Origin of the sequence: Nonomuraea sp. NPDC050536, from assembly GCF_044457685.1 — a bacterium.
Taxonomy (GTDB): domain Bacteria; phylum Actinomycetota; class Actinomycetes; order Streptosporangiales; family Streptosporangiaceae; genus Nonomuraea.
Window position 1 is genome coordinate 361459 of record NZ_JBITHD010000006.1, and the last position, 26731, is coordinate 388189.

Annotated in this window: 23 protein-coding genes; 11 read left to right on the forward strand and 12 right to left on the reverse strand. The window is 70.3% G+C overall.

Annotated elements, in window-relative coordinates; all coding sequences use genetic code 11:
* Positions 1-276: 276 nt before the first annotated feature.
* The 3 genes from ACIBHX_RS20285 to ACIBHX_RS20295 are packed head-to-tail and all read right to left on the reverse strand — an operon-like array spanning position 277 to position 3533.
* Positions 277-2391: a BTAD domain-containing putative transcriptional regulator gene (locus tag ACIBHX_RS20285; RefSeq protein WP_397068673.1), complete on the reverse strand. Its 2115-nt coding sequence runs from the start codon at positions 2389-2391 to the stop codon at positions 277-279.
* 13 nt (positions 2392-2404) lie between these two features.
* A complete protein-coding gene (locus tag ACIBHX_RS20290; protein WP_397068674.1) occupies positions 2405-2962 on the reverse strand; it encodes an NADPH-dependent FMN reductase in 558 nt (185 codons plus the stop codon).
* Positions 2874-3533: a YitT family protein gene (locus ACIBHX_RS20295; RefSeq protein ID WP_397068676.1), complete on the reverse strand. Its 660-nt coding sequence runs from the start codon at positions 3531-3533 to the stop codon at positions 2874-2876. Before ACIBHX_RS20295 ends, ACIBHX_RS20290 begins: the two co-directional genes overlap by 89 nt.
* 50 nt (positions 3534-3583) lie before the next feature.
* Between ACIBHX_RS20295 and ACIBHX_RS20300 the strand changes: the two genes are divergently transcribed.
* The 4 genes from ACIBHX_RS20300 (at position 3584) to ACIBHX_RS20315 (ending at position 6749) form a co-directional block, all read left to right on the forward strand.
* The gene (locus ACIBHX_RS20300; protein ID WP_397068677.1) at positions 3584-4051 is read left to right on the forward strand and encodes a MarR family winged helix-turn-helix transcriptional regulator; all 468 of its coding nucleotides are present in this window, start codon (positions 3584-3586) and stop codon (positions 4049-4051) included.
* A 145-nt stretch (positions 4052-4196) separates the two neighbouring features.
* Complete coding sequence (locus ACIBHX_RS20305) at positions 4197-4760, forward strand: hypothetical protein (protein ID WP_397068678.1); 564 nt, start codon at positions 4197-4199, stop codon at positions 4758-4760.
* A gap of 143 nt (positions 4761-4903) precedes the next feature.
* Positions 4904-5311: a hypothetical protein gene (locus ACIBHX_RS20310; RefSeq protein WP_397068679.1), complete on the forward strand. Its 408-nt coding sequence runs from the start codon at positions 4904-4906 to the stop codon at positions 5309-5311.
* 862 nt (positions 5312-6173) lie between these two features.
* A complete protein-coding gene (locus tag ACIBHX_RS20315; RefSeq protein ID WP_397068680.1) occupies positions 6174-6749 on the forward strand; it encodes a dihydrofolate reductase family protein in 576 nt (191 codons plus the stop codon).
* Between the two features lie 171 nt (positions 6750-6920).
* On the opposite strand, the gene ACIBHX_RS20320 is transcribed toward ACIBHX_RS20315, so the two are convergent.
* Both ACIBHX_RS20320 and ACIBHX_RS20325 read right to left on the reverse strand, forming a co-directional pair.
* Entirely contained in the window at positions 6921-7226 is a 306-nt protein-coding gene (locus ACIBHX_RS20320) for a hypothetical protein (RefSeq protein WP_397068681.1), read from the reverse strand.
* A gap of 15 nt (positions 7227-7241) precedes the next feature.
* Positions 7242-7898: a sigma-70 family RNA polymerase sigma factor gene (locus ACIBHX_RS20325; RefSeq protein WP_397068682.1), complete on the reverse strand. Its 657-nt coding sequence runs from the start codon at positions 7896-7898 to the stop codon at positions 7242-7244.
* Positions 7899-7958: 60 nt separating this feature from the next.
* Between ACIBHX_RS20325 and ACIBHX_RS20330 the strand changes: the two genes are divergently transcribed.
* The 5 genes from ACIBHX_RS20330 to ACIBHX_RS20350 are packed head-to-tail and all read left to right on the forward strand — an operon-like array spanning position 7959 to position 14418.
* Positions 7959-9554 (forward strand): ABC transporter substrate-binding protein, encoded by a 1596-nt coding sequence (locus ACIBHX_RS20330; protein ID WP_397068683.1) that lies wholly within the window; start codon positions 7959-7961, stop codon positions 9552-9554.
* Positions 9554-10492 carry an ABC transporter permease gene (locus ACIBHX_RS20335; protein WP_397068684.1) on the forward strand — a complete coding sequence of 313 codons (939 nt, stop codon included), beginning with the start codon at positions 9554-9556 and terminating at the stop codon, positions 10490-10492. Before ACIBHX_RS20330 ends, ACIBHX_RS20335 begins: the two co-directional genes overlap by 1 nt.
* A gap of 4 nt (positions 10493-10496) precedes the next feature.
* Positions 10497-12332 carry a dipeptide/oligopeptide/nickel ABC transporter permease/ATP-binding protein gene (locus ACIBHX_RS20340; protein ID WP_397068686.1) on the forward strand — a complete coding sequence of 612 codons (1836 nt, stop codon included), beginning with the start codon at positions 10497-10499 and terminating at the stop codon, positions 12330-12332.
* Positions 12305-13102, forward strand: coding sequence for an ATP-binding cassette domain-containing protein (locus tag ACIBHX_RS20345; protein ID WP_397068687.1), 798 nt, complete (start codon positions 12305-12307; stop codon positions 13100-13102). Before ACIBHX_RS20340 ends, ACIBHX_RS20345 begins: the two co-directional genes overlap by 28 nt.
* 8 nt (positions 13103-13110) lie before the next feature.
* A complete protein-coding gene (locus ACIBHX_RS20350; protein ID WP_397068688.1) occupies positions 13111-14418 on the forward strand; it encodes an NAD(P)/FAD-dependent oxidoreductase in 1308 nt (435 codons plus the stop codon).
* Here ACIBHX_RS20350 and ACIBHX_RS20355 read toward each other — a convergent pair.
* From ACIBHX_RS20355 to ACIBHX_RS20380, 6 genes are all read right to left on the reverse strand, one after another.
* A complete protein-coding gene (locus ACIBHX_RS20355; RefSeq protein ID WP_397068689.1) occupies positions 14408-16051 on the reverse strand; it encodes a DUF885 domain-containing protein in 1644 nt (547 codons plus the stop codon). The two genes, ACIBHX_RS20350 and ACIBHX_RS20355, sit on opposite strands and share 11 nt — an antisense overlap.
* 82 nt (positions 16052-16133) lie before the next feature.
* Positions 16134-17348, reverse strand: a complete 1215-nt coding sequence (locus ACIBHX_RS20360; protein WP_397068690.1) for a PucR family transcriptional regulator — start codon at positions 17346-17348, stop codon at positions 16134-16136.
* A gap of 40 nt (positions 17349-17388) precedes the next feature.
* On the reverse strand, positions 17389-17790 hold the full coding sequence (locus ACIBHX_RS20365; RefSeq protein WP_397068691.1) for a hypothetical protein: 402 nt from the start codon (positions 17788-17790) through the stop codon (positions 17389-17391).
* The gene (locus tag ACIBHX_RS20370; RefSeq protein ID WP_397068692.1) at positions 17778-19367 is read right to left on the reverse strand and encodes a DUF885 domain-containing protein; all 1590 of its coding nucleotides are present in this window, start codon (positions 19365-19367) and stop codon (positions 17778-17780) included. The genes ACIBHX_RS20365 and ACIBHX_RS20370 overlap by 13 nt, the downstream gene beginning before the upstream one ends.
* Positions 19354-21012 (reverse strand): DUF885 domain-containing protein, encoded by a 1659-nt coding sequence (locus tag ACIBHX_RS20375; RefSeq protein WP_397068693.1) that lies wholly within the window; start codon positions 21010-21012, stop codon positions 19354-19356. The genes ACIBHX_RS20370 and ACIBHX_RS20375 overlap by 14 nt, the downstream gene beginning before the upstream one ends.
* Complete coding sequence (locus ACIBHX_RS20380) at positions 21009-21863, reverse strand: alpha/beta fold hydrolase (RefSeq protein ID WP_397068694.1); 855 nt, start codon at positions 21861-21863, stop codon at positions 21009-21011. The genes ACIBHX_RS20375 and ACIBHX_RS20380 overlap by 4 nt, the downstream gene beginning before the upstream one ends.
* Positions 21864-22332: 469 nt before the next feature.
* Between ACIBHX_RS20380 and ACIBHX_RS20385 the strand changes: the two genes are divergently transcribed.
* Entirely contained in the window at positions 22333-22638 is a 306-nt protein-coding gene (locus tag ACIBHX_RS20385; protein WP_397068695.1) for a hypothetical protein, read from the forward strand.
* 462 nt (positions 22639-23100) lie between these two features.
* On the opposite strand, the gene ACIBHX_RS20390 is transcribed toward ACIBHX_RS20385, so the two are convergent.
* Positions 23101-23313 (reverse strand): histidine kinase dimerization/phospho-acceptor domain-containing protein, encoded by a 213-nt coding sequence (locus ACIBHX_RS20390; RefSeq protein WP_397068696.1) that lies wholly within the window; start codon positions 23311-23313, stop codon positions 23101-23103.
* 202 nt (positions 23314-23515) lie between these two features.
* Between ACIBHX_RS20390 and ACIBHX_RS20395 the strand changes: the two genes are divergently transcribed.
* Positions 23516-26599 carry a BTAD domain-containing putative transcriptional regulator gene (locus ACIBHX_RS20395; RefSeq protein WP_397068697.1) on the forward strand — a complete coding sequence of 1028 codons (3084 nt, stop codon included), beginning with the start codon at positions 23516-23518 and terminating at the stop codon, positions 26597-26599.
* Positions 26600-26731: the final 132 nt, after the last annotated feature.

Sequence of the window (26731 nt, forward strand, 5' to 3'; positions counted from 1 at the left end):
GGGCGGGTAGAGGCGGCGCAGGTAGCAGCAGAACTCCACTTCTCGCCGACGCGGTCTGGGCTCGCGGTCGGGGTCCTTGTGCTGCCCGCCGCGCTCGGTCCATTGCCGACCGGGGGTGGGGCTGGAGGTTGAGTGACCCGGACTCGGGATCGGGCCAGGGGCCGGGGCAGCGCGTGGGGCGCGGAGTGTGCTCTCGCCTCGGCCTCGTCAGACCGACCGAGCAGGCGCTCCACGTCGGGCGCCGACCACAGGGCCGGGGAAAGGTCGCGCAGCACCTCATGGGCGAGGTCGTGCGCCTCTTCGAGCCGGTCGGCGGCCGGCGGCGCGCGGCAACAGGAGAGCAAGTTCGGCTCGGGGTGGAGTGATCCCCTCGCCGCCCGGAAGCGTCTCCAGGACCAGAAGCAGCCAGCGGGCCACAGTGGACGGCGCTTCGCCGATGACGTCGATCAGGCCGTGGGCCGCGGCGTGGCGGCTGACGGCGATGAAGTTGGCCCGCTCCGCGTTCACCCATGCCTGAGCGTCTGCCGCGTTGGCGAAACGCACCGCTGGAGAGCTGAGGCGTTCGGATGCGGGAAGGTCCACGCCCAGGGCGGCGGCGGCCGTACTCAGATAGTGGTCGAACAGGCGTGTCAGCGCTCTTTGCCTGTCGGCGGGAGGCTCCTCGGCGTCGGCGAGGCAGCGGGCGTGAGCGCGCAGCAGGTCGTGCAGGGTGTAGCGGCCCGGCTGGTGCTGGAGCAGAAGGTGCTCGTCGACGAGATCCTCCAATAGCCGCTCCGCCCGCGCCGGATCGGCTGCCGCCAGCGCAGCCGCCGCCTGCGGCTCGATGTCGTGTCCCGGATGCACGCTGAGCAGGCGGAACATCCGCTGCTGGTCTGGGCCAAGCTGCTGGTAGGACCGGGTGAACGCGTCGCAAACCCCGCGTTCGGCGGTGGACAGCTCTCTCAGGCGACGCCGCTGATCGCGGAGCCGGTCGGCGAGATAGGCCACGCTCCATTGTGGTCTGTGCCGCAGCCTCGCCCCCGCGATCCGTACGGCGAGCGGCAGGAGGCCACACAAGTGCACCACGTCGAGCACGGCGACGGGATCCGCCTGCGCTCGCTCGCCCACGATGCGCTGGAACATGGCGACGCAGTCCTCGACGGGCAGCGGCTCCAGCGAAACGGTGTACGCGCCGTCCAGGTCAGTCAGCCTGCGACGGCTGGTGACCAGCATCAGGCTCCGCGTGGCACCGGGCAGCAGCAGGCGGATGTGGTCAGTGTCGGCCGCATTGTCCAGGACCACGAGCACCCGGCGGCCAGATAGCTCGGCCCGCCACAACGCCGCCCGTGCCGCCGTCGCGGGCGGAATGAGGTCGGCGGCCACTCCCAGCTGCCGCAGCAGCAGCTCTAGCGCGGTCCCCGGATCAGTCGGCGGCTGGTCCACGGCGTGCGCGTGCAGGTCGACGAAGAGCCGGCCGTCGGGGTATCGCTCGGCCAGCTGGTTCGCCACGTGGACAGCCAGCGTGGTCTTCCCGATTCCGGGCATGCCGTCCACCGTCGAGATTGTGCGGGAGTCGTTGTCGCATGCGCCAAGCAGCGCCTGCACTTCGGTGGCGCGGCCGGTGAAGTCTGGGATGTCGCGGGGCAGGAAGTTCCGGCCCGCGGCCCGTGCTGGGACGGGCGCGCTGCGCAGGATGGCTTGCTCGCACTCCACGAAGGCCTTTCCGGGGTCGAGCCCTTGCCGTTCGACCAGCTCATGCCGGTAGGCTCGCGCCGCCGCCAGGGCCTCGACCTGCCGCCCCGACTGATGCAGCGCCAGCATCAGAAGGCAGGTCAGCCGCTCACGCAGCGGATGCTCGGCCACTTCGGCACTCAGCTCGTCGATCAGCTGCTCGTGCCGGCCATCCGCCAGCTCCAGCTCCGCCAGCTGCTCGAAGGCCCGCAGCCGCCGATCCTCCAGGCGATCCCGCGCGGCACCGACGTAATGGGCCGACAGATCCTCCAGCGGCCGTCCCCGCCACGCACTCAGTGCTGCTCTCAGGCGTTGTACGGCGGCGCCGCTGTCGGCAAGCGCCTGCGCGGCCGCCACCTCCGAGGCGAAGACCTCGACGTCCACCTGCCCGGGTACGGGGGTGATCACATATCCCGCCGGCCTGGTGGCCAGCAGATCGCGCGCCCCGGCCTCGCGCAACGCCCGCCTGATCGCCGCCACGGTGGACTGGATCTGCGCCCGCGCCGTATCCGGCGGGGTGAGACCCCAAATCGCCTCGATCAGCCGATCGACGCCGATCACGATGCGCGGATGCAGCAACAGGTAGGCCAGCACCGCACGGTGGCGCGGCGCCAACTGGGACAGGTCACCGTTCTGCGCGATCACCTTGACCGTGCCGAGCAGCTGGAACCGAACAGTCACGCTCATCTCGGTGTCAAACCGGCTGGGCTTCCCGGAGAGCGCTGAACGCGCTGGCGAGCAGGGCCAGCTCGTCGAGCATCTCCTTGGCGGCCTCGGCCATCGACGGGGTGGGTTCGGTGAAGCCGCGCAGATGCACGTGGACCGCCTCGTCGACGGGCATCATCTTCAGCGCGGTCAGCACGGGCTTGATGGACTGAACCGCGCGCATTCCGGCCGAGCTCATGCCGTACCCGACGAAGCCCACCGGCTTGTAGAGCCACTCGTGGTACAGGTAGTCCAGGGCGTTCTTGAGCGGCGCGCTGTAGCCGCGGTTGTACTCCGGCATGACCAGGACGAAGGCGTCGGCGGCGGCGGTGATCGCGCTCCAGCGGCGGGTGTGCTCGTGCAGGTACGGCTCGCCCTCGATGGCGGCGGTCGGCTCGTCGAGCATCGGCAGGTTCAGCTCGGCCAGGTCCACCAGGCGAACGTCGAAGCTGCCGTGTTCACGCGCGGTCTGTGCGAACCAGCGCGCGATCGGCTCGCCGGCCCGGCCGGGTCGGGTGCTGGCCAGGATCACGTTGAGAGTGGGCATGAGGTGCTCCGATCTTGGTGAGGAAGAACTGGACCAGCGGGCCGATGGAGACGGCGTAGAGCAGGGTGCCCGCGCCGACGGTCCCGCCCAGCAGCCAGCCGAGGGCCAGGACGGCCAGCTCGATGGCGGTCCGTACGGCTCTGATGGAGTGGCCGCGGGCGGCCAGGCCGGTCATGAGACCGTCGCGCGGTCCCGGCCCCAGCCCGGCACCGATGTACAGGGCGGTGGCGAAGGCGTTGAGCACGATGGCGGCGGCGAGAAGGCCCACCCGTACCGCCAGGTGGTGGGGTGTGGGCAGCACGGCCAGGCTCACCTGCGCGGCCAGGCCGACGAGCGCGACGTTGGCGATGGTGCCGATCCCGGGACGCTGCCGCAGGGGGATCCAGGCGAGCAGGACGAGCAGGGCGGTGCCGTTGATGATCAGGCCCAAGGGCAGGCCGGTGCGCTCGGCCAGTCCCTGGTGCAGCACGTCCCAGGAGTCCAGGCCGAGCCCGGCCCGCACCATGAGGGCGATGCTGGCGCCGAACAGCGCCAACCCCGCTCCTAGCCGGACATAGCGTCTTGTTGACATGTCACCAAGCTAGGTCGACAGATGATGACATGTCAACTAAAATCTGGGATGTGCAGAATGCTGAGACCCGGTGGCTCGACGAGCGGGAGATGCGGGCCTGGATCGGGTACCGCCGGATGAGGTTGCTCCTCGACCTGGAGCTGGGCCGCGACCTGATGAACGCCAGTGGCCTGTCCGAGCCCGACTACGACGTGCTGTCCAACCTGTCCGAGGCGCCCGGCCGCAGCATGCGCCTCAGCGCCCTGGCGGCGCACATGCACTGGTCCAAGAGCCGCCTTTCGCACCACATCACCCGCATGCAGCAGCGCGGCCTGGTCGAGCGCCAGGAATGCGCCGACGACGGCCGCGGCTCGGCCGTGGTCCTGACGGACACAGGCTGGGACAGCATCGTGCAGGCCGCCCCGGGCCACGTCGAATCGGTCCGCAGGCACCTGATCGACCTCATGACGGAGGAAGAGCTGGACGCCCTGGCCGCCTTCAGCCGCCGCGTCATCGAGAAACTGGAATCCGACAGCTAAGGACGGGGGGGGCTTCGGCAACCTCAAATACAAGATCACAGGACGGCTGTACCGCTACGCCTCCGCCGCGACCGACCGTGGGACGAAACCTGCCACGCGCGACATCCCGGTGTTCGTCCAGGAGCGGGAGGGGCAGCCGTGGCGGGTGGCATACGTACCGTTCTCCACCACGGCGAAGGGGCCGCTGGCCCCTGGAGTCGACGTCGAGGACTTCCCCGACGTGGTGCCCGCCGACGATGCGGGCCTCGCGGTGCCGCCGGGGGATCTCGCGAACTCCCTCGCCGACGTCGTCTCCCACGGCACCCGGAGCCCGTCGGCCAGGCTGTTCGCCTTCGGCCGCCTGATCAAAAGCCCTTATCAGTCGCTGATCGCCAACCGGAAGGCGTTTCAGGGCAACGGATGGACAGGCACGAGCCGGGCCAGGAGTGCCGCTACGCCGGTGTACGCCGTACGGACGAAATCCGGTGGGGCGCTGGTGTGGTTCGGCCTCGACCTCGAGCACTCCTATCGCAGCAAGTCCCCCAACAGCGGCATGACCTGGCAGAGCCAGAACTACGGGGACCTGCAGAAGGGCTTCGGCGTGCCGTCCACGGTGCGTTCGCGGCTGACGAAGGTGGATCGCAACGAGTTCCTCGCCTACATCCCGCCCAAGGGAAAGATCCAGGTCATCGCCAACCGCTGGTTCCCCGTGTCGATCCAGGGCCGCTGAGAGGTCTTGGGCGGGGCGGGATGAAGCAACCGGTCACGTTCCACCGCCGGGCCGTGTCACTTCACCAGAGACTCACCAGAGGAAGGAACTCATTCGTGTTCGTGCGTCAGCTATTTGGACGAGCCCTGGCGGCGGCAGCAGCCATGGGCGCGACGGTCCTGGCCATGTCGAGCCCGGCCTCCGCCTACCCGAACTGGCAGTCGGTCTCGCCCGACTCGCACTGGCACTGCGGCCGGACGACGCAGCACCCGGATTCCACGAACGTCTACATGCAGACCTGCATCATCGTGAACGACAACCGCGATGCGCAGGCCGTGACCGTGGTCCAGAACAAGTCGAACGTCGCGATCCACCTGGCAGCCCTGGCGACGGCCTCCTTCGGCGGCAGCGCCAAGTGCAACGACACCGCCATCCGTCCGGGTCGGCAGGTCGGCTGCTTCTCGCGCACCGTGCACGTCCGCTCGGGACAGGACCTCAAGGCGTGGTCCTTCGTACGGATGAACGGCAACGAGCCCGCCGCCACCACGAGAGCCGCGCGCTACCACATCTAGCGCCCGGTCGAACGTGCTGACTGTGACCCTGGTGGTGAGACCGGGCGATGTTCGTCACGGCCATGATCTCCATCTGGATATGGGTGGCGCGGCCGGTACGCCGCATGTGGTGGCGGCCCTGTCCGGCCATCGCGCTCCTCCCTGGAACAGGATCGGGATGCGGGGTCACAGTGCATGGCCGTGCCGTGTCATATCCATGAACGACGAACGGGAGAAGAGAAACGCCACGCACACGCCCCAACCGACCAGCGGTGCTCGTCGTTCGGGCCGGATGATCTGTGCGGGTGTCTGAGTCGAAGAGGGCGGCGTGTACGAGGTCGTGGTCCGAGCGGGTGGCCGCTGGCGCGTGGGTGTCGGCGTCTTGCGGGATGGTCGATGCGGCAGTCGCGTTCGGTGCTGTGACGCGCCGCCATCCTCACCATCTGCGAACTGGGATGCTAACCGTGCGTGCCGGTCTGCTCGACGAGTTCACCCTTCCGCTGACTCTCGTGGCGGGCGTTCGCCGTGAGCGTCTGTCGATCAAAGGACGTGGGGTGCGGCCGGTTCCCGGCTGCCCTGACGCGGTTGCCTGCAACGTCGCCGGAGCGGCCGAACTGGTCGTGGATCTACGCCAGCCCGTGAGCCTGCGCCTGGCGAACGGCCGACAGCTCGTTGTCCAACGGCTGTATCTCGCGGCCGACGACCCTGCCTCAGCCCACCGAACACTGCGATCAGCCCTGGCATGATCCTGACACTCAGACCGGATGAGCCCGGAAAGTTTTGAAAGAGATCCGGGAGGCGTGTCGGATCGGGGCGGTGGTGTTCGTAGCAGGGGTGAGGCCGCCACAAGGCGCGCGCGACCAACTTCCCGCAAGGAGACACCATGACTGCCACGTACACCTTCGACATCTTCTCCACGCTCGACGGCTTCGCCAACCACGACGGCGACTGGGGCGGCTACTGGGGCAAGCAGGGCCCCGAATTCCTCGCCTATCGCGCCGCTGCCTACCGCGACCCGCTGCGCATGGTGCTCGGGGCCAAGACCTACTCCTCGAACGCGCCGTTCCTTGACGCGGGCTTCGACCGCAGCCTGTTCGACGGGTGGATCACGCGCATGTTCGACTCGCCGGTCACGGTGCTCTCCAGCCGGCTGACCGAGCCGCTCGCGTGGCCGGACACGACCATCGAGGCCGGCGATCCTGTCGAGGTGGTCACGCGCCTCAAGGCCGAATCCGATGTGCCGCTGCGCTCCCACGGCAGCCTGACGCTCAACCGGGCGCTGCTGAACGCCGGCCTGATCGACACCATCGAGGTGACGGTCTTCCCAGTGATCTCCGGGACGACCGGCGTGGACCGGATCTTCGACGGTGCGGACGACTTCGACCTCGAGCTGCTCGAGGCCCGGACCTTCGACGGCCACACGCAGGTGCTGACCTATCGGCCGACCCGACACAGTTGATCGGCGACGGGGCGTCGTTGAACCATGCCGGGATCGTCATCCTCGCCGCGTGCGTGGTGTAGGGCGCTGTGCTCCTGACGTCGACACGTTGACCACCAGCGAAAACTCTGCACGCCTCAACTCGACGACTCCGTGCGGGGTTCGTCATCGGCCGGCTCACCGCCACGCCCGTCACCATTCCCGCGAAGCCGGGGTCGGGCACGTTGCGGTAGCCCTCCTCGGAGGCGATCGTGACGCGGGGGTCACCTTGGCCAGATCGCGCCACAGTGTCGAGTCGGCTGACAGCCGGTGCATGGCGTAGAGCTGGCGCTCCGCCGTCGAGAAACCGGTCTGCTCGACCAGGGCGCGCGGCAGCAGGGCACCGCCCTGGTGCTCGTCGGCGGGTTTGGCCAGCACCGCGGGCACTTCGAGCTTGCGCGGAGGGCCGGACGTGGAGCTCGCCCGCAGCGCCAGCTTGCCATCCCGCAGTCTTGTCATGAAGCTTCTTCCTTCCTATGTGGACGACCAGGCATTCGCCATGAGCCTGCGGCGGGCGCGGCTGGCCAGCTTGCGAGCCGCCACCGTGGACCGCTGCATCACCGGAGCGATCTCCTCGAACGGCACGGCGAACATGTCGTGCATCACGAACGCGAGCCGCTCCCTCGGCGGCAGCAACTCCCGCAGGGTCAGCAGCGCCAGGCTGATCGATTCGTTCCTGAGCGCCGCGTCCTCGGGGTCTCCCCCACCATCCGGCCCCGCGATCGCCGGGCAGTGCAGCGGATCGACGAGATCCTCCCGCAGGCTGTTGCGTGATCGGAGCATGTTCAGCGACACCCGGGTCACGATCCTGGTCATCCACGCGGGCAGGTTCTCCACGTGATCCGGATAGGAACCGCTGAGCCTCAGCCAGGTCTCCTGAACGGCGTCATCCGCATCGATCGAGGAACCGAGGATCCGCATCGCCACCCCCATCAGCAGGCTCCGGTGCTCCTGGAATCGCCGAGCGAGGAGCTCGTAGTCATGTACAGGGTCGGCCAGCTGACACCTCCGCGCGCCGGTAATTAAGGCCCTGACCGTAATCTGAAGTCCAGGCCCCGTCAATGCGAAAACATTATTTCGGCCCCAGCCGAAATCCAGATAATGAAAAGTTCGACACCAGTCGCAATTCATCGCGAGAAGTCAAGACAGCGGTAGCTCCTGAGGAATTTCGGCCGGTGTCACGATGCGGGCATGCAACTCCAGCCCTTGCCCAGAACCTCCGCCGCCATCGCCCTCATCGCCACCCTCGCGGCGGCTGGGTGCTCTGCGGCAGGCGGCAACGCCTCCCAGGCGCAGGGGGCGCTCGTCGACGGTGGCACCGTCAAGATCGGGAACAACTCCGAGATCACCAGCTTCCACCCCTACTCGCAGTTCGGGGTGAGCCAGGCGGGCTACGCCTACGACCCTCTGGTCAACGTGGCAGCCGACGGCAAGGTCACCTCCGGCCTGGCCGCGAGCTGGACTGCCACGGCCACGGACGCCACGTTCACCCTCCGCAAGGAGGTCACCTGCGCCGATGGCGCCAAGCTGACCGCCTCGGACGTGGTCCGGTCGCTGGAGTACGCGAAGGATCCGAAGAACAAGCTGGTAGGGGCGCAGACGATCCTGCCCGCCGGCGTGCCGTTCACCCTGCGCGCCGACGACGCGAGCGGGACGGTGTCGGTGCACCTGAAGTCGCCGTACAGCTTCATCACCCGCTCGATCGGCACCTTGCCCATCATCTGCCCGGCCGGGCTGAAGGACCCCGCGTCGCTGGAGCGCGGCTCGGCGGGGACCGGGCCGTACGTCCTCAGCGGCTACCAGCCCGGCGGGCCGTACACCTTCACCCTGCGCAAGGGATACGCCTGGGGGCCGGGCGGTGCGACGACAGACGTCCCCGGCATACCCGGCAAGATCGTCATCTCGGTCGTCGCGAACGAGTCGACGCGCGCCAACCTGCTGCTCACCGGCGGTCTCAACGTGGCCGGCGTGTCAGGTCCGGACGTCGACCGTCTCAGGGGAAGCCGGCTGTTCACTCTCGACATGCCCACCGTGCTGGGCCTGACGTTCTTCAACGAGCGGCCCGGCCGCCCGTTGAGCGATCTGGCGGTACGGCGTGCCCTCATCACCGCGCTCGATCGCGGGCAGCTGGCCAACGTGGCCGCGGGCGGCAAGGGCAGGCCCGCCCAGGCGATCAGCGCCACCAACACCGTCTGCCACGCCGACCTGGCCACCGCCAACCTGCCCGGGGGCGAAGACCCGACCGGCGCGTTGAAGGCCGCCGGCTGGACTCCGGGTCCCGGCGGGACGCTGGCCAAGGACGGCAAGCCACTGAAGATCCGCCTGCTGACCAGCCCTGCCCTGGGCTCCACGCTGCCGTCCGTGGCCGAGCTCATGGCCAAGACGTGGAAGGCGCTGGGCGTCGACGTGCAGCTGGCGAGCGTCGACCTCAACGCCCTGGTCAACGACATGTACAAGACCGGCGACTTCGACGTCGTCATGGGAAGCAGCCCGGGCGTCCCGTTCCCTGCCCAGCTCATCCCCTATTTCCGTGGCCCAGAGCCGCCCACCGGGCTGAACTTCGCCGGCAGCCGCAACGCCGACTACGCCGAGCTGGTCGGCAAGGCCCTCCGCGAGGCCGACGAGTCGAGCTGCGCGCTGTGGAACCAGGCCGAGGCCGCGCTGTTCCGCGACGCCGACGCGCTGCCGATCGCGGATGGGATCATCCCCTTCTTCGGCAACAAGGTGACCTTCGGCTACACCTTCAGCGGCGGCATCGCGCCGACCAGCCTGCGGATGCACGCGTGATGGCCGGGTTCGTCGCCAGACGGACGGTGCGCCTGGTCCTGTCGCTCGCGGTCGTGGTGAGCGCGTCGTTCTCCATGATCCATCTGATTCCGGGCGATCCCGTTCGCGCGGCGCTCGGGGTCGGCGCGCCCGCCGAGGCCGTCGCGGCCAAGCAGCACGAGCTCGGACTCGACCTCCCGCTCCTGACGCAGTACGGCGACTACCTGCGCAGGCTGGCGCACGGCGACCTCGGTGTCTCGCTCGTGAGCGGCGAGCCCGTCGCGCAGCTCATCCGGGAGCGTCTGCCGAACACGCTGGCCATCGCGACGCTGGCGTTCGCGGCCGTCCTCCTGCTGGCCTTCCCCGTCGGGCTCCTCGCCGCCGTCCACACCCGTGACGGCAGGCGGCCCCGGTCCGAGCTGTCGTTCACCGCCGCCACCGCCACCGTCGCGTCCTTCCCGGAGTTCGTCCTGGCGGCCGCGCTGTCCGCCGGCCTGGCGGTGGCCATCCCGCTCTTCCCCGTCGCCGGCCAGTCGGGCCCCTCTTCCTACGTCCTGCCCGTCCTCGCGCTCTCGCTGGGCCCGGCCGCGGTGCTCGCACGGTTCGTGCGGGTTGAGGCGCTGAACGCCCTGTCCGCTGACTACATGCGTACGGCTCGCGCCAAGCGGCTCCCCGCGCGCCTGCTCTACCTGCGGCATGCGGCTCCGAACATGGTGACCGCCTCGCTGACGGTCGCGGGCAACATGCTTCCCGCGCTGATCGCGGGAACCGTGCTGGTCGAGAGCATCTTCGCCTGGCCCGGCCTCGGGACGGCGATCGCCACGTCCGTGGTCAACCGGGACTACTTCGTGGTCCAGGCCATGGTGCTGATCCTCGGCACGGCCGTACTGGCGGCCAACTTCCTCATCGATGTGCTGTTGACCGCGCTGAACCCCAGGTCCGCGCTGCGGGGAGCGTGAGGCGATGAGGTCCTCCACGAGCCGTGGGGCGTGGGCGACGCCGATGGGAGTCACCGCGGCCGCCATGGTCGGCGTCCTGGTGCTGCTCATGGTGGCCGGGTCGGCCATCTGGGGCGCGGCCGCCGAGCACGTCGACGCGTCGAACGTGCTGAGTGGCCCGTCGTCCGGGCACCTGCTGGGGACGGACAACCTCGGCCGGGACGTGCTGGCCCGGATCCTGGCCGGATCCGGTCGCTCGCTGTCGCTCGCGCTGATCGCCACAATCCTCGGTGCGGGCGCGGGTGTGCTGCTCGGCTCGCTCATCGCCGTCGTCGGTACCCGGGGGCGGCGGCTCCTCGGCGGGCTGATCAACCTGCTGCTGGCCTTTCCCGCCCTGCTCGTCGCGATCTTCTGCGCGGTGATCTTCGGGGCGGGCGCTGCCGGGGCCGTGCTGGCGCTGGCCGTCGCCTACACGCCGAGCTTCGCCCGGCTGACCCAGACGCTGGCCGCCGGGGTGGTGGAGAGCGAGTACGTGTCCGCCGCCCGCGTGCTCGGGCTGCGGTGGCACCGCCTGCTCCTGCGCCACGTCCTGCCGAACATCGCCGAGCCGCTCCTGCTGAACGTCACCCTGGCGGCCGGCGCCACTCTCGTGGGCCTGTCCGGACTGAGCTTCCTCGGGCTCGGGGTGCAGGCGCCGGACTATGACTGGGGGCTGCTCCTCAGCCAGGGCCTGCAGCGCATCTACGCCAGCCCGCTACCGGCCGTGGCGCCCGGGTTCGCCATCGTCTTCGCCGGGCTGGCCCTGCAGCTGCTCGGCGAGGTGTGGGCGGGCAAGGCCGCGTGCCGAGCCGGGGTCCGGCCGGCGCCCCCGCCGGTGACCGCGGTGGAGCGCTCCGAGAGGCCCCGCCCGGACGACGAGGTCCTGCTCGTGGAGAACCTGACCGTCGGCTTCGACACCGGCGTCCCCGTGCGCGGTGTCACGCTGGCTCTGCGGCGTGGCGAGATCGTCGGGCTGGTCGGCGAGTCAGGGTCCGGGAAGTCGCTGACCGCGCTGGCCCTGGCGGGCCTGACGCCTCCCGCCGCCCGCGTGCGCTGTGACCGCCACCGGTTCCTCGGCGAGGACGTGACCGCGCTCCAAGCGGCCAACCTCGCCACCGGCATGGCGATGATCTTCCAGAATCCCGCCTCCGCCCTCAACCCCGCGCTCCGGATCGGCACCCAGCTGACCGAAGCCGTCCGCGTGCACCGCGGCACCGGCCGTAAGAAGGCTCTGGAGCAGGCGAGGGACAGCCTCGCGCGCGTCGCGCTGCCTGCCGAGCGGCGCATCCTGCGGGCGCGGCCGTTCAGCCTGTCGGGCGGTATGCGGCAGCGGGTGATGATCGCCATGGGCCTCATGACGCGCCCCCGGTTGATCATCGCCGATGAGCCCACGACGGCGCTGGACGTCACCGTCCAGCAGCAGATCATCGACCTGCTCGCGGGGATACGCCGGAGCGACGGCACCGCGATCCTGTTCATCAGCCACGACGTCGCCGTCGTCTCCCAGCTGTGCGACAGGATCCTGGTGATGTACGGCGGGCGCCTCGTCGAGAGCCTGCCCGCCTCCCGCCTCGTCGGCGGAGCGGCGCACCCGTACACTCGCGCGCTCGTGGCCGCGGTCCCCGACCTGGCCGCGGATCGCCATGCGCCCCTCGCGACGATCGAGGGCTCGCCGCCCGACCCGTCGCACCCAGCCGCGGGCTGCCCCTTCGTCACCCGGTGCGCGGCCGCCCGCTCCCGCTGCGAGGAGTCGGAGCCCGAGCTGTCACCCGTCGACGCGGAGCAGGAGGTCGCATGCTGGTACCCGATGACTGCCTCCTGAGGCTGCGCGACGTCGGCATCCGGTTCGGCGACGTCGTGGCCGCGGAGCGCGTGTCGCTGGACATCCCCCGCGGCGCCACCCTGGGGCTCGTCGGCGAGTCCGGCTCGGGCAAGTCCACCCTGGCGCGCGCGATCGTCGGCCTCGTCCCCGTGCTCCGTGGGCGGATCCTGCTGGACGGTGAGGACCTCGCGCGACGCCGACGCGGCGCGCGGAGACGGCTGGGGCGGCGGGTGCAGATCGTGTTCCAGGACCCGGACACCGCGCTGGACCCGCGGATGACCGCCGGGCAGACGCTGGTGGAGGCCGCCACGGCGTTCACCCGGCTCGCCGTACACGAGCGCGAGCAGCGGACCGCGGAGCTGCTCGAACTGGTAGGCCTGGATCCGGCCCTGGCCGCGAAGCTGCCGCGGGAGCTGTCCGGCGGCCAGCGGCAGCGGGTCGCGATCGCGCGAGCGCTGGCCGTCGAGCCGGACCTCGTGATCGCCGACGAGATCACCTCGGCCCTGGACGTGTCGGTGCAGGCCTCGGTGCTCAACATGATCCGCCGGGTCCAAGCCGAGCGCGGGCTGTCGATGTTGTTCATCGGCCACAACCTGGCGGCCGTGCGCTACGTGTCCGACGTCATCGCGGTCATGCGGCAGGGCGAGATCGTGGAGGTCGCGCCCGCCGACGAGCTGATCGCCTCGCCCCGGCACCCCTATACGCGGAGCCTGCTGGCGTCAGTGCCGACCCTGCGGCGGGACCTTCCGGACCCGTCGCGTGCAACCTAGGAGAATCGTTGTCAACGACCGCTGATGCGGTGGTGGTGGGTGCCGGTGTCATCGGCGCGTCCATCGCACTGGAACTGTCGCGGCTCGGGCTGGAGGTCCTGGTCGTCGACAAGGCCGGCGGCGCCGGCCACGGATCGACGAGCGCGTCGAGCGCGGTCGTCCGGTTCAACTACTCTACCTGGGCCGGCGTCGTCGCCGCCTGGGAGTCCTGGCACTGCTGGACGAACTGGGCCGAGCACGTGGGGCACCGCGACGCGGCGGGGACCGCCTCGTTCCGGCGGACGGGCATGGTCCTGCTCGACGCCCCGATCGCGCCTCGGGACCAGACCGTCGCGCTCTTCGAGCAAGTCGGCGTGCCGTACGAGGAATGGGACGCCGACACGTTGCGGGCGCGGGTGCCGGGCATCGACTCGGGGCGCTACTGGCCGCCCAAGCCAGTCGACGATTCGGCCTTCCTGGACGAGGCCGACGGGGAGCTGGGCGCGGTCTACACGCCCGACGCGGGGTTCGTCGACGACCCCCAGCTGGCCGCGCACAACCTCGCGGCGGGGGCGCAGCGGCTGGGCGCCCGCTTCGCCTTCCACAGCCAGGTCGTGGCGGTCTTCCGGCAGGGCGACCGGGTTCGCGGGGTGCGGCTGTCCGACGGCTCGGCGGTGCTGGCCCCGATCGTGGTGAACGCGGCAGGACCGTGGTCCGGTGCGCTGAATCGGCTGGCAGGCGCGGGGGCGGAGTTTACGATCGGGGTCCGCCCGATGCGGCAGGAGGTTCACCAGGTGCGGATGCCGGAGGGGTTCGGCGGTGACGCCGAGTTCGGGCCGGCCATCGCCGACATGGATCTCGGCGTCTACATCCGGCCCGTCCCCGGCGCGCAGTTGCTCATCGGGGGGACGGAGCCGGAGTGCGACCCGCTGGAGTGGGTCGACGATCCCGACACCGCTCATCAGGGGCCGACGGTCGAGCGCTTCTGGACGCAGGTGCTCCGTGCCGCCAGGCGGCTGCCCGGCCTCACCGTTCCGAACATCCCGCGCGGCGTCGCCGGGGTCTACGACGTCGCCGACGACTGGACGCCGATCTACGACCGCACCGACCTCGCGGGCTACTACGTGGCGATGGGCACGAGCGGTAACCAGTTCAAGAACGCGCCGATCGTGGGGCGCGTGATGGCCACCCTGATCGAGCGCGTCGAGGCGGGGCACGACCACGACAGCGACCCGGTTCGCCACCGGTGCGAGCACACGGGACTCGAGATCGATCTGAGCGCGTTCTCCCGCAAGCGGCCGGTCCGGCAGGATGCTCCCAGGACCGTCATGGGATGACGCGGGCGATCCTGCGCCGCAGGGCCGGGAACGGCAGGCAGCCTCCCCCCAGGACCGCCTCATGGAAGGCGCGGACGTCGACGCCGGCTGCCTCGCGCCGCAGCCGGGTCAGCTCCAGGAAGCCCGCCCGGTAGGTGAGCGCCTGCCCCGGCAGGTCGGTGCAGTACCTCAGGGTGTCGGTCGCGATCTGCGTCTCGGACTCGGTCGTGTGGAGCCGCATGAAGGCGCGTGCCTCGTCGAGCGTCATCGTGCCGAGGTTGAGCCCCGTGTCGACCACGAGCCGCTGCGCGGTGAACCGCTCCTGGGTGAGCCGGCCGTAGGCGTCCCACGGGTCGTCGTAGAGTCCCATCTCCCAGCCCAGTCCTGCGGCGTACTCGGCCCACCCCTCGTTGAAGGCGGTGAAGGGGGCCAGCCGGCGCCGCAGCTGCGGCAAGGACGTGTTCTCCTGCTGCCGGGCGAGGTGGAAGTGGTGGCCGGGAGCCAGCTCGTGGTAGATCAGCGAAGCCGCGCCCAGCATGGAGCGGCTGTCCAGGTCGGAGGCGCTGTAGCGGTACAGCCCCGCAGGGCTCCCAGGCGTGGGCAGCTGGTAGTAGCCGAAGGTCAGCGTGGCCTCGAGCGCCGCGTCGAGGCGCTTGACCCCGTAGGGCGCCTCGGGCAGCGCCGAGAACCAGCTCGGCAGCAGCGGCCGCAGGCGCTCGAGGTAGGCCAGGTAGCGCGACTCCACCTCCTCGGGTGAGGCGGCATGGACCCCGGGCTCGGCCTTCAGCCGGTCGTGGAACTCGCTCTCCGTACCCGTGAAGCCCAGGCGGGCACGGGCTTCGCGCATGCGCTCGGCCAGCTCGTCGCATTGTTCCCTGCCCAGCTCGTGCAGCCGCTCCGGCGTGGTGTGCACCCGGACGAAGGAACGGTAGGCCTCCTCGCCGTCGTCGTGGAGCGTCCATGCCACGCCCTCGGGCGCGCTCCGCTGGTAGTCCGGGTCGTTCAGTACGGCCAGCAGGCGGTCGAAGGCGATCGCCAGCTCACCGTCGCGCAGCCGGGCCACGTCGTCCCGCAGCCGCGCACGCGTCAGGCGGTCCAGCCGGCCCAGCCGTTCCTCGGCCACCTCCACGTACCGCGATGCCGACGCGCGCAGCCTCTCCACTGTGCCGATGGCGCCGGGGAGCGCGGGCGCCGGGACGCGGATGCCGCGTGCCGCCTGCCCCGCCACCTTGGCCGCGACACCGGCGACGGACCCGGCCAGGCCGCGTACCAGTTCGAGGTAGCGGTCGACGTCGCCCGGCCCCTCGAACGCGAGCGCTGCGAACACCGCGTCGCCGTACACGGAAAGATCCATGAGCCTGTACGGCGTGGCCGCGGGCGTCAGCCAGTAGAAGCGGGCGGCCTCGATCTCCTGCTCGGCCAGCGCGCGCAGGAACCCAGCGGTGTCGTCGTCCGAGGCGGACGGCGGCAGAGCGTCCATCCGCTCCAGGACGCTCGCGGCGAAACCGGCACGCTTCTCGGCTTCCTCGATCGAGGCCACGGGGATCGACTCGACGGGGAGTCCCATCCGGACGCAGAGCACCGGATCATGTTCGGCCAGGTGAAAGAGATAGGCGTCGGCCAGGGAGTCGAGCTCTTGGAGGGTGCGTTCCATGAGGACAGTGTGGTTGCGCAAGGAGCGGCCGACAGCCGACGCCCGTCGCAAAGGAGGGCACGGAGTTCAGACTCCCGCATGATCACGGATGCGGATACCGGCCGGTGAGCCGAGCCAGTTTGAGGCCGAGGTGGATCATGAGCCGCTGCCCGCCGTCGGCCAGGTCCAGACCGGTGAGATCGCCGACCCGGCCCAGGCGGTAGTAGAGCGTGGCCCGATGGACGTGCAGCTTCGCCAGCACGGTCCGTACGTCGCCGATATGATCGAGATAGACCTCTAAGGTGTTGACGAGCTGGCCGGAACGATCCACCTCGAACAGTCGGCGCAGGGCACGCGGCACCGCTTCCTCGGGCAGCTGGTCGAGCGGCAGCTGCACCAGGAGGGAGTAGATGCCCAGTGACTTCCAGTGCACGACGGGCTGGAATCCGGGCACGGTCTCGCCGACCTTGATCGCGTCATTGGCGTGCCGGTAGCTGGTGCGCACGTCCGTCAGCGACTCCACGGTGTCCCCCACGCCGACGCGCACGGAGCCCCGGTCGCCGATCACCTTGGCGACCTCGGCGTGGAGCAGGTCGGCCAGGCTCGACACCTCGCTCTCGGTCAGTCCTCCCGGTCCCGCGGCCGTGATGACCACCGCGTGATCGGCCCGGGCGAGGTAGGCGCACGACGCCGGTCCGAACCGGCGCGTCACCTGGTGCAGGACGGGTTCCAGGAGGAGCGGCAGATCGGCGATCGACGCGATCGGCAGCACCCGTCCCACCACGGCCAGAAACGCCCGGCGGGACCCTAACGCGTTCTGCTGCCGAAGTGTTTCGACGGCATGTTCCCTGATGGTCGGATCGTCGGAGAACAGGTCGCGCAGGGTCTCGCGTTCCTCCGCGCGCCGCAGGTTGCCCAGGAGCTGCTCGCGATACATCACCAGGCCGGCGGTCCGGGCGGTCTCCTCGGCCATCTCGATCTCGGCGGCGTCCATGGGCGGGTCGGTCTCGATGAGCCACAGGTAGCCGAGTAGGACATCCCGGTGCCGGATCGGCACACACACGCGGCCGAACATCTCCATATCCGGCCGTGCCGGGACACGCACCGGTTGGGTCGCCGTGGCGATGCCCAGCGGGCCCACGTACTCCAGCACCTCGGGGCTGGCCTTGCGGTTCAGCACCGATTCCATCCTGTGCCGGTCGACCGCCCCGATCTGCGGTGTGTACACCACCAGGGCCATCGAAGGGTCGTCGATGGCCACGGACCGACCCAGGCGGGAGGCCAGAGAGTCGACGAGTTCCTGCAGCTCAGACAGCACAGGATAATTGTGCCTATAGGTGTTCACCTGGAGCTTCCCTTCACATGGCGGGAAGTCGCGTTTCCACGGTGGCGACCCCTTGCCCGAGCGCCAGCACCTCGCCCAGCCTTTCCAGGAGATCTGGATCTCCGATGACCTCCTGCCGCACCTCCACGCGAACGCCGGACTTCTGCGCGTGGAGCGACCGCATCAGTTCCGTCCAGTCGGCCCGGACCACGATGTCCGCGGGATCGTCCGGGCGATCCAGGTCGAACCGCAGCCCCGCGGCTCCGATGGTCGCCGACCAGTAGACCGTGGCACCGTCGGGACAGCCGGTCAGCTCGTAGAGCCACACGTACTCGCCGCCCAGGGCGGCGGCCGCCGCACGTACCTCCCGTGCCTCGGCGAGCAGCGCGTTCATCAGCGCCACATGCTCCGCGGACATGAACTTCAGTACACCCATCTGTCCACCTCCTCCCCCAGCAGGTCCAGCGGCAGCGGGCCCGACCCCAGGACGAGGCGGTGGAAGCCACGGATGTCGAACCGCGCGCCGAGCGCGGCCTGCGCGCTGGCGCGATAACCGGCAAGCGCGAGGTAGCCCGCCCGGTATCCGAGAGCCTGGCCCGGCAGGTCGGTGGAGTACCTGAGGATCTCCGAGGTGATCTGCGCCTCGCTCTCCACCGTGTTGGCGCGCATGAACGCCCGCCCCTGCTCCAGCGACCATCCGAGCAGGTTGAGCCCGGTGTCGACGACCAGGCGTTGCGCGGTGAACCGCTGCGCCGTCAGCCAGCCGTAATGATCGTAGGGATCGTCGTAGAGCCCCATCTCGGCGGCCAGCGCGGCCGCGTACTCCGCCCAGGCCTCGGTGAACGCCAGGAATCGCGCGCCGTCGCGCAGCAGCGGTGGCAGGGCGGCGTTCTCCAGCTGCGCCGTGGTCTGGAGGTGCGCTCCCGGCACCAGCTCGCGGTAGATCAGCGCGGCCGCGCCGAGCATCGACCGGTTCTCCAGATCCGATCCGTTGTAGTGGTAGACCCCTACCGGGTCCGCCGGTGTGGGGCCCGAGTAGTAGCCGAACGTCATGGTCGGTTCGAGCGCCGGATCGAGCCTCCTGACGGCGTACGGCGTGCTCGGCGGATCGCCGAAGTACTCCTGCAGGCGAGGGCCGATCCGTTGCAGGTAGCGGTGATACCGGGCCTCGACCTCGGCGGGGTCGCGGGCGAACAGGCGCCGGTCGTGCCGTAGGCGCTCGTGGAACTCGCTCTCCGTGCCGGTGAAGCCGAGCTTGGCCCGCGTCTCGGCCATCTGCTCGGCCAGTTCCCGGCACTCCGCCAGCCCCAGCCGGTGCAGGTCCTCGGGTTCTGCCGCGAGTGTGGTCTCCCTGCGCACGCAGTGCCGGTAGTACTCCTCCCCGTATCCGACCTCCTCGGGCGCGGCTTCGGCGTAGTCGGAGCCGAGCGCTGCCAGGAGTCCGTCGTAGGCGGGCATCACCTCGGTCCGGACGAGGCGCTCGACCGCATCCCGGATGCTGCCTGCCGTACCAGGTCTGATCAGCAGGCGCTGCGCGTGGTCGCGCATGGAGGCGAGCGTGCGGCGGACTCCGGGCAGCGCGGGACGCGGAACCCGGATGCCGCGTTCGGCCTGACCAAGCGTCTTGTCGCGCAGGGATCGGACGAGCCCGGCGTAGTCGCTCACCAGATCCGCGTCCTGCGGCCTGGTGAACTCGGCAGCGCTGAACACGGCGCTCATGGGGCCGCGTACGCGCAGCGCCAGCTGGTACGGCGTGACGACCAGGTCGTCCCAGTAGTGATGATGAGCGGCGACGCGCTCGTTCATCATGTGCCTGAGGACCCGCCCGTGGAGCGAATCCGGCATCTCGTCCAGCCGGTCCAGGACGCGGGAGGCGAACCCCGCTTGTTCCGCGGAGGCCTCCTCGCTGAAGTCGGGCAGCCCCTCGACCGGAAGGCCGCGCTGCACCGCCAGCTCGGGCGACCTGCCGAGCTCGTGCAGCCACGCCTGCTCCAGCAGCTCATCGAGCGTCATGGGCACTCACCCATCCTCCGGCCATCTCCGACAGCACGCCCAGCGGGACGGCGCCGCTACCGAGCAGCATGTCGTGGAAGCCACGGATGTCGAACCGCGCCCCGAGGTCACGCTGGGCGGCCTCCCGGATGCGGACGATCTCCAGGCGTCCGATCATGTAGGCGAGCGCCTGGCCCGGCCAGGCGATGTAGCGGTCCACCTCCGTGACGATGTTGGCCTCCGTGAGCGGGGTGTTGGCCCGCATGAACGCGATGGCGCGGTCTCGCGACCAGCCGAGCGCGTGGATGCCCGTGTCCACCACGAGCCGGCACGCACGCCAGGAGTCGAAGGAGAGCATGCCGAACCGGGCGAGGTCTCCGGAGTAGAGGCCCATCTCGTCGGCGAGCCGCTCGGCGTACAGGCCCCAACCCTCGCAGTAGGCGGAGACGTTGCCGAAGCGGCGGAAGGCCGGCAGGCTGGTCAGCTCCTGAGCGCGGCTGATCTGCAGGTGGTGTCCCGGCACGCTCTCGTGGAAGGCCAGCGCCTCGTACTCGTAACGCGTCCGCGACTCCGGCCGGAAGGTGTTGATCCAGTGCCGTCCGGGACGGCTGCCGTCCGCCGCGGGCGGGTGGTAGTAGCCGAGCACTGCGTCGGGCGCCTCCAGCGCGTTCATCGGCTCGATGGCGCAGGGCGTATTCGGGATCGTGCCGAACCAGCCGGGCGCGGCCTCCTCCGCGCGCCGCAGGGCATGGCGCGCGTCGGCGACGATGTCCTCCTCCCGGGGGTAACGGAGCCCAGGATCGTCACGCAACCGGCCGAAGACCGTCTCCAGGTCGCCGGTGCCGAACACGGCCGACCCCAGCTTGCCGTGCTCCTCCCTGAGCTGCTCGCACAGCCCGAGGCCCAGCTCGTGGATGCGCTCGGGGTCGAGATCCGTCGTGGTGTGGGCGAGGACCGCGCGCCGGTAGGTCTCGTCGCCGCCCGGCAGGTGCACCAGACCGGACCGCTCGTCCGGCCGCGCCCGCGGCCTGACGGCCTCGGCCATCACGTCCCACAGCTGCTGTACGGCGGCGCGAACCTCGCTCCCCACGATTCGCTCGATCTCCTCGCGCCCGGCAGTCACCGGATGGAGCAGCGGGTCGTCCGCCACGGGGGTGGCCAGATAGGCCGTCAACTGGGCCATCCCCTGCTCGACCAGGCGACGCGGCGGCGTACGGCCGGCGTCCACGCCGGCGCGCAGGCGCTCCGCGGCCTGGCCGAGGTAGCGGGCCAGCCCCTGGCATCGGGTGGCGTAGTCGGCGGCTCTCTGCGGGGTGTCGAGCACCACCTTGGAGATCCCGCCCAGGACCGCCTCGTGAGGTGCGAGCGGCCCGCTGACCGTGTGCTCGACCAGCCGCGCCTCGATCTCCGCGATCCCGGTCGCGCACTGCTGGATCAGCATCGCCCGCGTGATCCGCTCCTCCTCGTCGAGCCCCGCCAGGTCGATCGCCCTGGCGGCCTCCGCCATGGCGGTGAGATCGGCGGCATGCGCCCCGCCGTACTCCTCGCTCAGATCGGGGACGCCCGCGTCGTAGCCGGGCACGCCCATGACGGTCGCCGTGAACGGCGAGGCGGCCATGGTGCGGGCGAAGTAGCGCTCGGCCAGCGCCTCCAGGTCGGCGTTCATGCGGTCTTCACCACGGAACGGACTGCTTCGATGACGACCTCCGGATCGTCGAAGGGAATCTGGTGGCTCGCGCGCTCGGCGACGACGACCTTCCCCACCGGGGAGCGCGAGGCCAGCCGGTGGTGGGAGTCCAGCATCCACTCGGCCAGCCTCCTGCCCTTGCGGGTGGGCGATCGGAGACCGGCGCTGAGGACGGTAAGCGGCACGGGCGGGAGACCGTACCGTGCGATGGCCTCCCCCACCTCGCGCACGTTGCGCGCGTGCGGTGCGAGGACCTTGGCGGTTTCGCGGACGCTCTGCCTGTCACGCAGGAATGTGACCATGCCGTTCACCTCCGCCTCGTCGTTGGCGCCCTGCCGGTACAGCACCCTGGCCAGCCACTCCCCCGGCCCGGTGTTGACCAGGCCGCTGGTGCCAAGGGCGAACAGGGTGCGTTGCCACACACCGCCCAGGCGCAGGTGCGGCTGCCGCTCGGTCGGCGTCGGGTCGATGAACACCAGCCCGGCCACCTCCTGCGGGAAGCGCGAGGCGTAGACCTGGGTGACCAGGCCGCCGTACGACCAGCCGACGAGCACCGCGGGGAGGGCGAGGTCGAGCGCGTTCGCGAGGGCGTGGAGGTCGTCGGCCATCCGGGCGACCGTCCTCGGCTCGGGCCCGGGGTCGGACCCGCCCACGCCCGCCCGGTCGTAGGTGACCACCGTGGCGAACGCCGCCAGCGGCGGCTCGATCGTGGCCCACGTACCGACACCCTGACCTGCGCCGCCGGTGTCGAGGATGACCGTCGGCCCGATGCCCCTCACGGTGGCGCGCAGGCGCCGCCCATCCACGGCGACAAAGACAGGCTCGCTCACCACAGGCCCTCCCTTGCGATCTCGGCCGATGGTAGGCACGAGGCGGCCGCGGACGCTCCAGTCCCTGGGCGCAACTCCATTCCAGGAATTGCGACGAATGTCGCGGCCGCAGCGGCGGCGCACGACAAGGGCCTGTCGGCAGGCCCCGTTACGGCATGAAGTCGCGGAACATACGGATCACCAGCAACCGTCCGGCAGTACGTCCAGCATCCGCCACCGTCTGACGGATGCCGAACACAGCACCTCAAGTCCCCGTCGCCCGATAGATCTCCACGAAACCGTCCCACGGCTGCAGCGGGGGCGAACATGGAGAAGGCCCGGCCAGGCATCAAGGCTGATCGCGGGGTCGTGCAGCTGCGGGCGGAGCGCCGCGCCGAACTTCCTCAGTGGGTACCCCGGCCCGGCGATGCGGCCACATATCGTGGACATATCGCGGATCTATCAGGCGGCCTCGCTACGGTGCGGGCCCATGAAGTTCACGATGTTCGCGGCAGCATTCGCCGCAGCAGCCGCCGTCTCTCTCGCCCCCGGCGTGGCCAACGCTGAGACGCCGCCATCGGGCTGCACCGACGGGTTCGGGTATCAGACCACCTACACCTGGGCCAACTGCACACGCGGGGCGGGGTACGTGCAGGCCATCGCGACCTGCTCCAGTGGGTCGTACACCAAGAAGGTCTACGGTCCCTGGACGTATGTGGGCACACAGTCGTCGGCGCACTGTCCCAGCACATACCCCAGGGCCGTGGCGCACGCCTACAACATCAGGGCCTACTGATCCACGCCCCACCGCCTCTGTCGCCATGCCCTCCTTCTGGATCTTGAGCGTCGTGGGGGCACGGTCGCAGATCCATGGATGCGGGTGTGAAAGTGGCCAAGTCCTGCCGTCGAGGGACGGCCGCGGGTGGTTGCACCTGCCGTCGCCGCACTGGGATCAGGAGTAGAGCAAGCGGTTCCGCGTCCGCGCTGGACTGTCACCGGGGCCCGCGTAGTCATCTATGGGGGTGGGCGCACTCGCCAGTGAGGCCGTGACCTCTGCGGAGCCACGCAGAGGTCGCGGCGATCAGCGGGACAGCTCACGCCACCGCCACCGACGCGCTCGGAACGACACCAGCGGCCAGCCACTCCCCTGCCTGCTCCATGTCGGTCCACGTTCAGCGGCCGATGTTGTCGTATGCCATGTCACGTCCTGAATGTCTACCGGCGTACGCCGGCTTCCTCACGGTGCACTGGGCAACCGCTACAAGCGGAGCTCTTCGACGATCGTCTGCAGGCGGTCGAGGTTGCGCAGCGCTCGGGTCAGCAGATCCGCCAGGTCGGTCTGGTCCTGGTGCAGCCAGGCCTCTTCCAGCTCGGCTCGCAGCCCGGCCAGGGGCGTGCGCAGGTCGTGCGAGGCTTGGGAGCCGAGGGCGCGCCGCCGCTCGCTTCCGATCGCCGTCAGCGTCGTCGTCATCGCCGTTTCTCCTCCGGGAGTTCCTCGTACCGAGGTTGCGTCGGAACCCGAATGGCGTGGTCCCGGCACGCAACCACAGTCCCTCCGGTCGCGTCGAACCCCACTAGCGAGGGCACCTTGCTTGTCCAGACAGTTTGGAGGGGCCGGTTGATACATTTGCGATACATCCGCGATACTGCGCCGCTTCGGCGCGGGGGTGAACGTGGCCTTCCGATTTGAGCTCCTCGGCCCGGTCAGGATGCTGGCCGACGACCACTGCCTGCCCGAACTGGCCCCACGCCACCGCGCTGTGCTCGCCTATCTGCTGCTGCACCCCCGCCTGGTGATCAGCGTCGACCGGCTGATCGAGGCGATCTGGGGGCCCACCCCGCCCGACACCGCTCGCGCGCAGATCCAGTCCACGGCCGCGGCGATCAGGCGGGCGCTGCGCGCAGGGGGAGCCGACGACGACCTCCTGGCCACAAGGCCCGCCGGATACGTCATCACGCCTGAGCCGGCGCAGGTGGATCTCGACGAGTTCATCACCGAGGTGGCCGCCGCACAGGCCCTCGCCGACCGGAGTGAGACGGGCCATGCCGTACAGCGGCTGAGGGCTGCGCTGGCGCTGTGGCGCGGCCTGCCGCTGGAGGACCTGACAGCCGATTACGTCGAGACAGCGCGGGCACGGCTGCGCGATCGGCGGTTGACCGCGGTGGAACAGCTCGCCGAGCTGGAGCTGTCCCTGGGCCGCCACGAACAGCTCGTCGACGAGCTCAGCGCCGAGGTGTGCAATCATCCGCTGCGTGAGCGGCTGACCAGCCAGTTCATGCTCGCCCTGCACCGGTCGGGGCGGCGCGTCGAGGCGCTGGAGGTGGCCCGGGACTACCGGTCCCGGCTGGCGGAGCAGCAGGGCCTCGACCCAGGGAAGACCTTCGCCGAGCGCGAGCAGGCCATCCTGCGCGACGAGTCCGGCGTGACGAGCCCCGAGCTGCCCGACGACAGGGCGGACAGGCCCCAGGACGGCAATCTCCCGGCCGATGTGACCAGTTTCGTGGGGCGCAAGCGGGAGCTGGCCGAGATCAAGCATGTGCTGTCCGTTTCGCGGCTGGTGACGTTGATCGGCGTAGGCGGCGTCGGCAAGACCAGGTTGGCCCTGCGGGCCGCCGAGCTGCACCGGGCCTTCGACGCGGTCTGGTTCGTGGATTTCAGCAGCGTCAGCGACCCCGCGCTGGTGGTGCAGACGGTGTCCACGACCCTGGGGTTGCGCGATGACCCGTCGTCCGCCCCACTGGATGCCCTGTCGAAGGTGCTGGCCTCCCAGCGGACTCTCCTCCTGCTGGACAACTGCGAGCACCTGCTGCAGGCGTGCGCGTCGCTCGCCGACCAGCTCCTGCGGGCCGCCCCAGAGCTGCGGATCCTGGCCACCAGCCGCCAGTCGCTGGGGATCATGGCCGAGCACCAGTCGCAGGTGGCGCCGCTGCCGGTCCCCGAACCCGACCAGCCGCCCGAGCTCAACGACGCCGTCACGTTGCTGGTCGAGCGCGCCGCCGCGGTGGTGCCCGGTTTCACGCTCAACGAGGACAACCGGGCCGATGTCGTGCGGCTGTGCCGCCACCTGGACGGCATCCCGCTGGCGATCGAGCTGGCCGCCGTCCGGCTGCGGGCCCTGTCGGTCAGCCAGCTCGCCGAACGGCTGGCCGAACGCTACCGGTGGCTGACCCGCGGCAGCCGTACCTCCATAGCCAGGCACCAGACGCTGCACGCGCTGATCGACTGGAGCTACCAACTGCTGGCACCCATCGAGCGACGCCTGTGGGCGTGTGCGTCGATCTTTCCCGGCCATTTCGGGCTGGAGGCCGCCGAGGAGATCTGCTCCGGCGACGGGACCGAGCGCGAGGACGTACTCGACCTGCTCGACGCGCTGATCGACCGGTCGCTGCTGCTGCGCGAGGAGCACGGCGGGCAGGTCCGCTACCGGATGCTCGAGACCATCAGGGAATTCGGCCAGCTGCAGCTCACCGGGCCGGAGGAGCGGCGGGCGCTGCAGCGCCGCCACCGGGACTGCTATCGGGAGCTGGTTGAGCGGGCCGCTGCCGAATGGTTCGGCCCGGAGCAGGCCGCCTGGTCGGCCCGGCTGAAGCTGGAGCACGCCCACCTGCGCGCCGCCCTCGACTTCTGCCTGCGCGAGCCAGGCGAGGTGGAGGCAGGGCTGGGCATGGCCGCCGATCTGGTGCGGCCGCTGTGGCTGGGCAGCGCGTTCTTCGGCGAGGGCCGGCACTGGCTCGGCCTGCTGCTACACGCCGGTCCCGAGCCGACCATCGCCCGCGCCCGGGCGCTTTGCGCCGCGGCCTGGGTGGAGCTCTCGCCCTCTCCGTCTTCCAACACGGTCGCCGACCAGGAGCCGCTCGTCGACCAGGCGCGGGAGCTGGCCGACGAGCTGGACGACCGCACGACCCTGGCCACCATCGCCATGATCTCCGGCTTGGCGGCCCACTACGAGGCCGACGACGTTCGCGCGGCAACCCTGCTGGAGGAGGCCATCGCGGGCCACACCGCCACCGGCGACCAGTTCGGCTTCGCGCTCTCCCTCGCGGCGCAGGCCTTGACGGTCAGCTTCCTCGGCGACGCGGCGCGAGCGGCCGAACTGTTCGAACAGAGCCTGCAGGAGACGGAACGGCACGGAGAACGGTGGTGCCGCGCCTGGGCGCTGACCGCCTACGCCGTACACACCTGGCGGCTGGGCGACCCGCAACGGGCCATCACGCTGGCACGCGAGGGCCTGGAGGTCGGCCTCCCTCTTCAGGATCGCCTGCTCATGGCGATCAGCATGGAGACGATGGGCTTCGCCATGGCCGATCTGGGACAGTATGAGAGCGCAGCCCGCCTCCTCGGCGCGGCCCTGGGGGTCGCTCACTCCGTCGGCGTGACCCCTTTCCTGTTCTGGCGGTTCATAGCGTTCCATGACCGCTACGTCGCCCTGCTCGCCGGCGAGCTGGGCGAAAAGGCCTGCGGGTGGGCGATGGGTCGCGGCCGCGAGCTCACGGTACGGCAGGCGATCGCCGAGGCGCTCGGAACCCCAGCCGAACGCCAGGAACCGGCTCCCACGGCATCCTCATCGCTCACCGCTCGCGAACAGGAGATCGCCGAGCTGATCGCCCAAGGGCTGAGCAACAGGCAGATCGCCGACACCCTCGTCATCGCCCAGCGCACCAGCGAGGGCCACGTCCAGCACATCCTGGACAAACTCGGCTTCCAGTCCCGCGCCCAGATCGCCGCCTGGATGGCCGCCCGGTCCAAGGAGGGCTAGGGCGGACAAATGTGACCGGCGGACAGGTCGCCCCCGAAGCGACCAGCCTCACGGATGTCAGGGAGTGATCTCGGGGCAGCCGGGGTCGAGGCGGATCTTGGTGTACCAGTCGTCACCCAGCCCCGAATACCC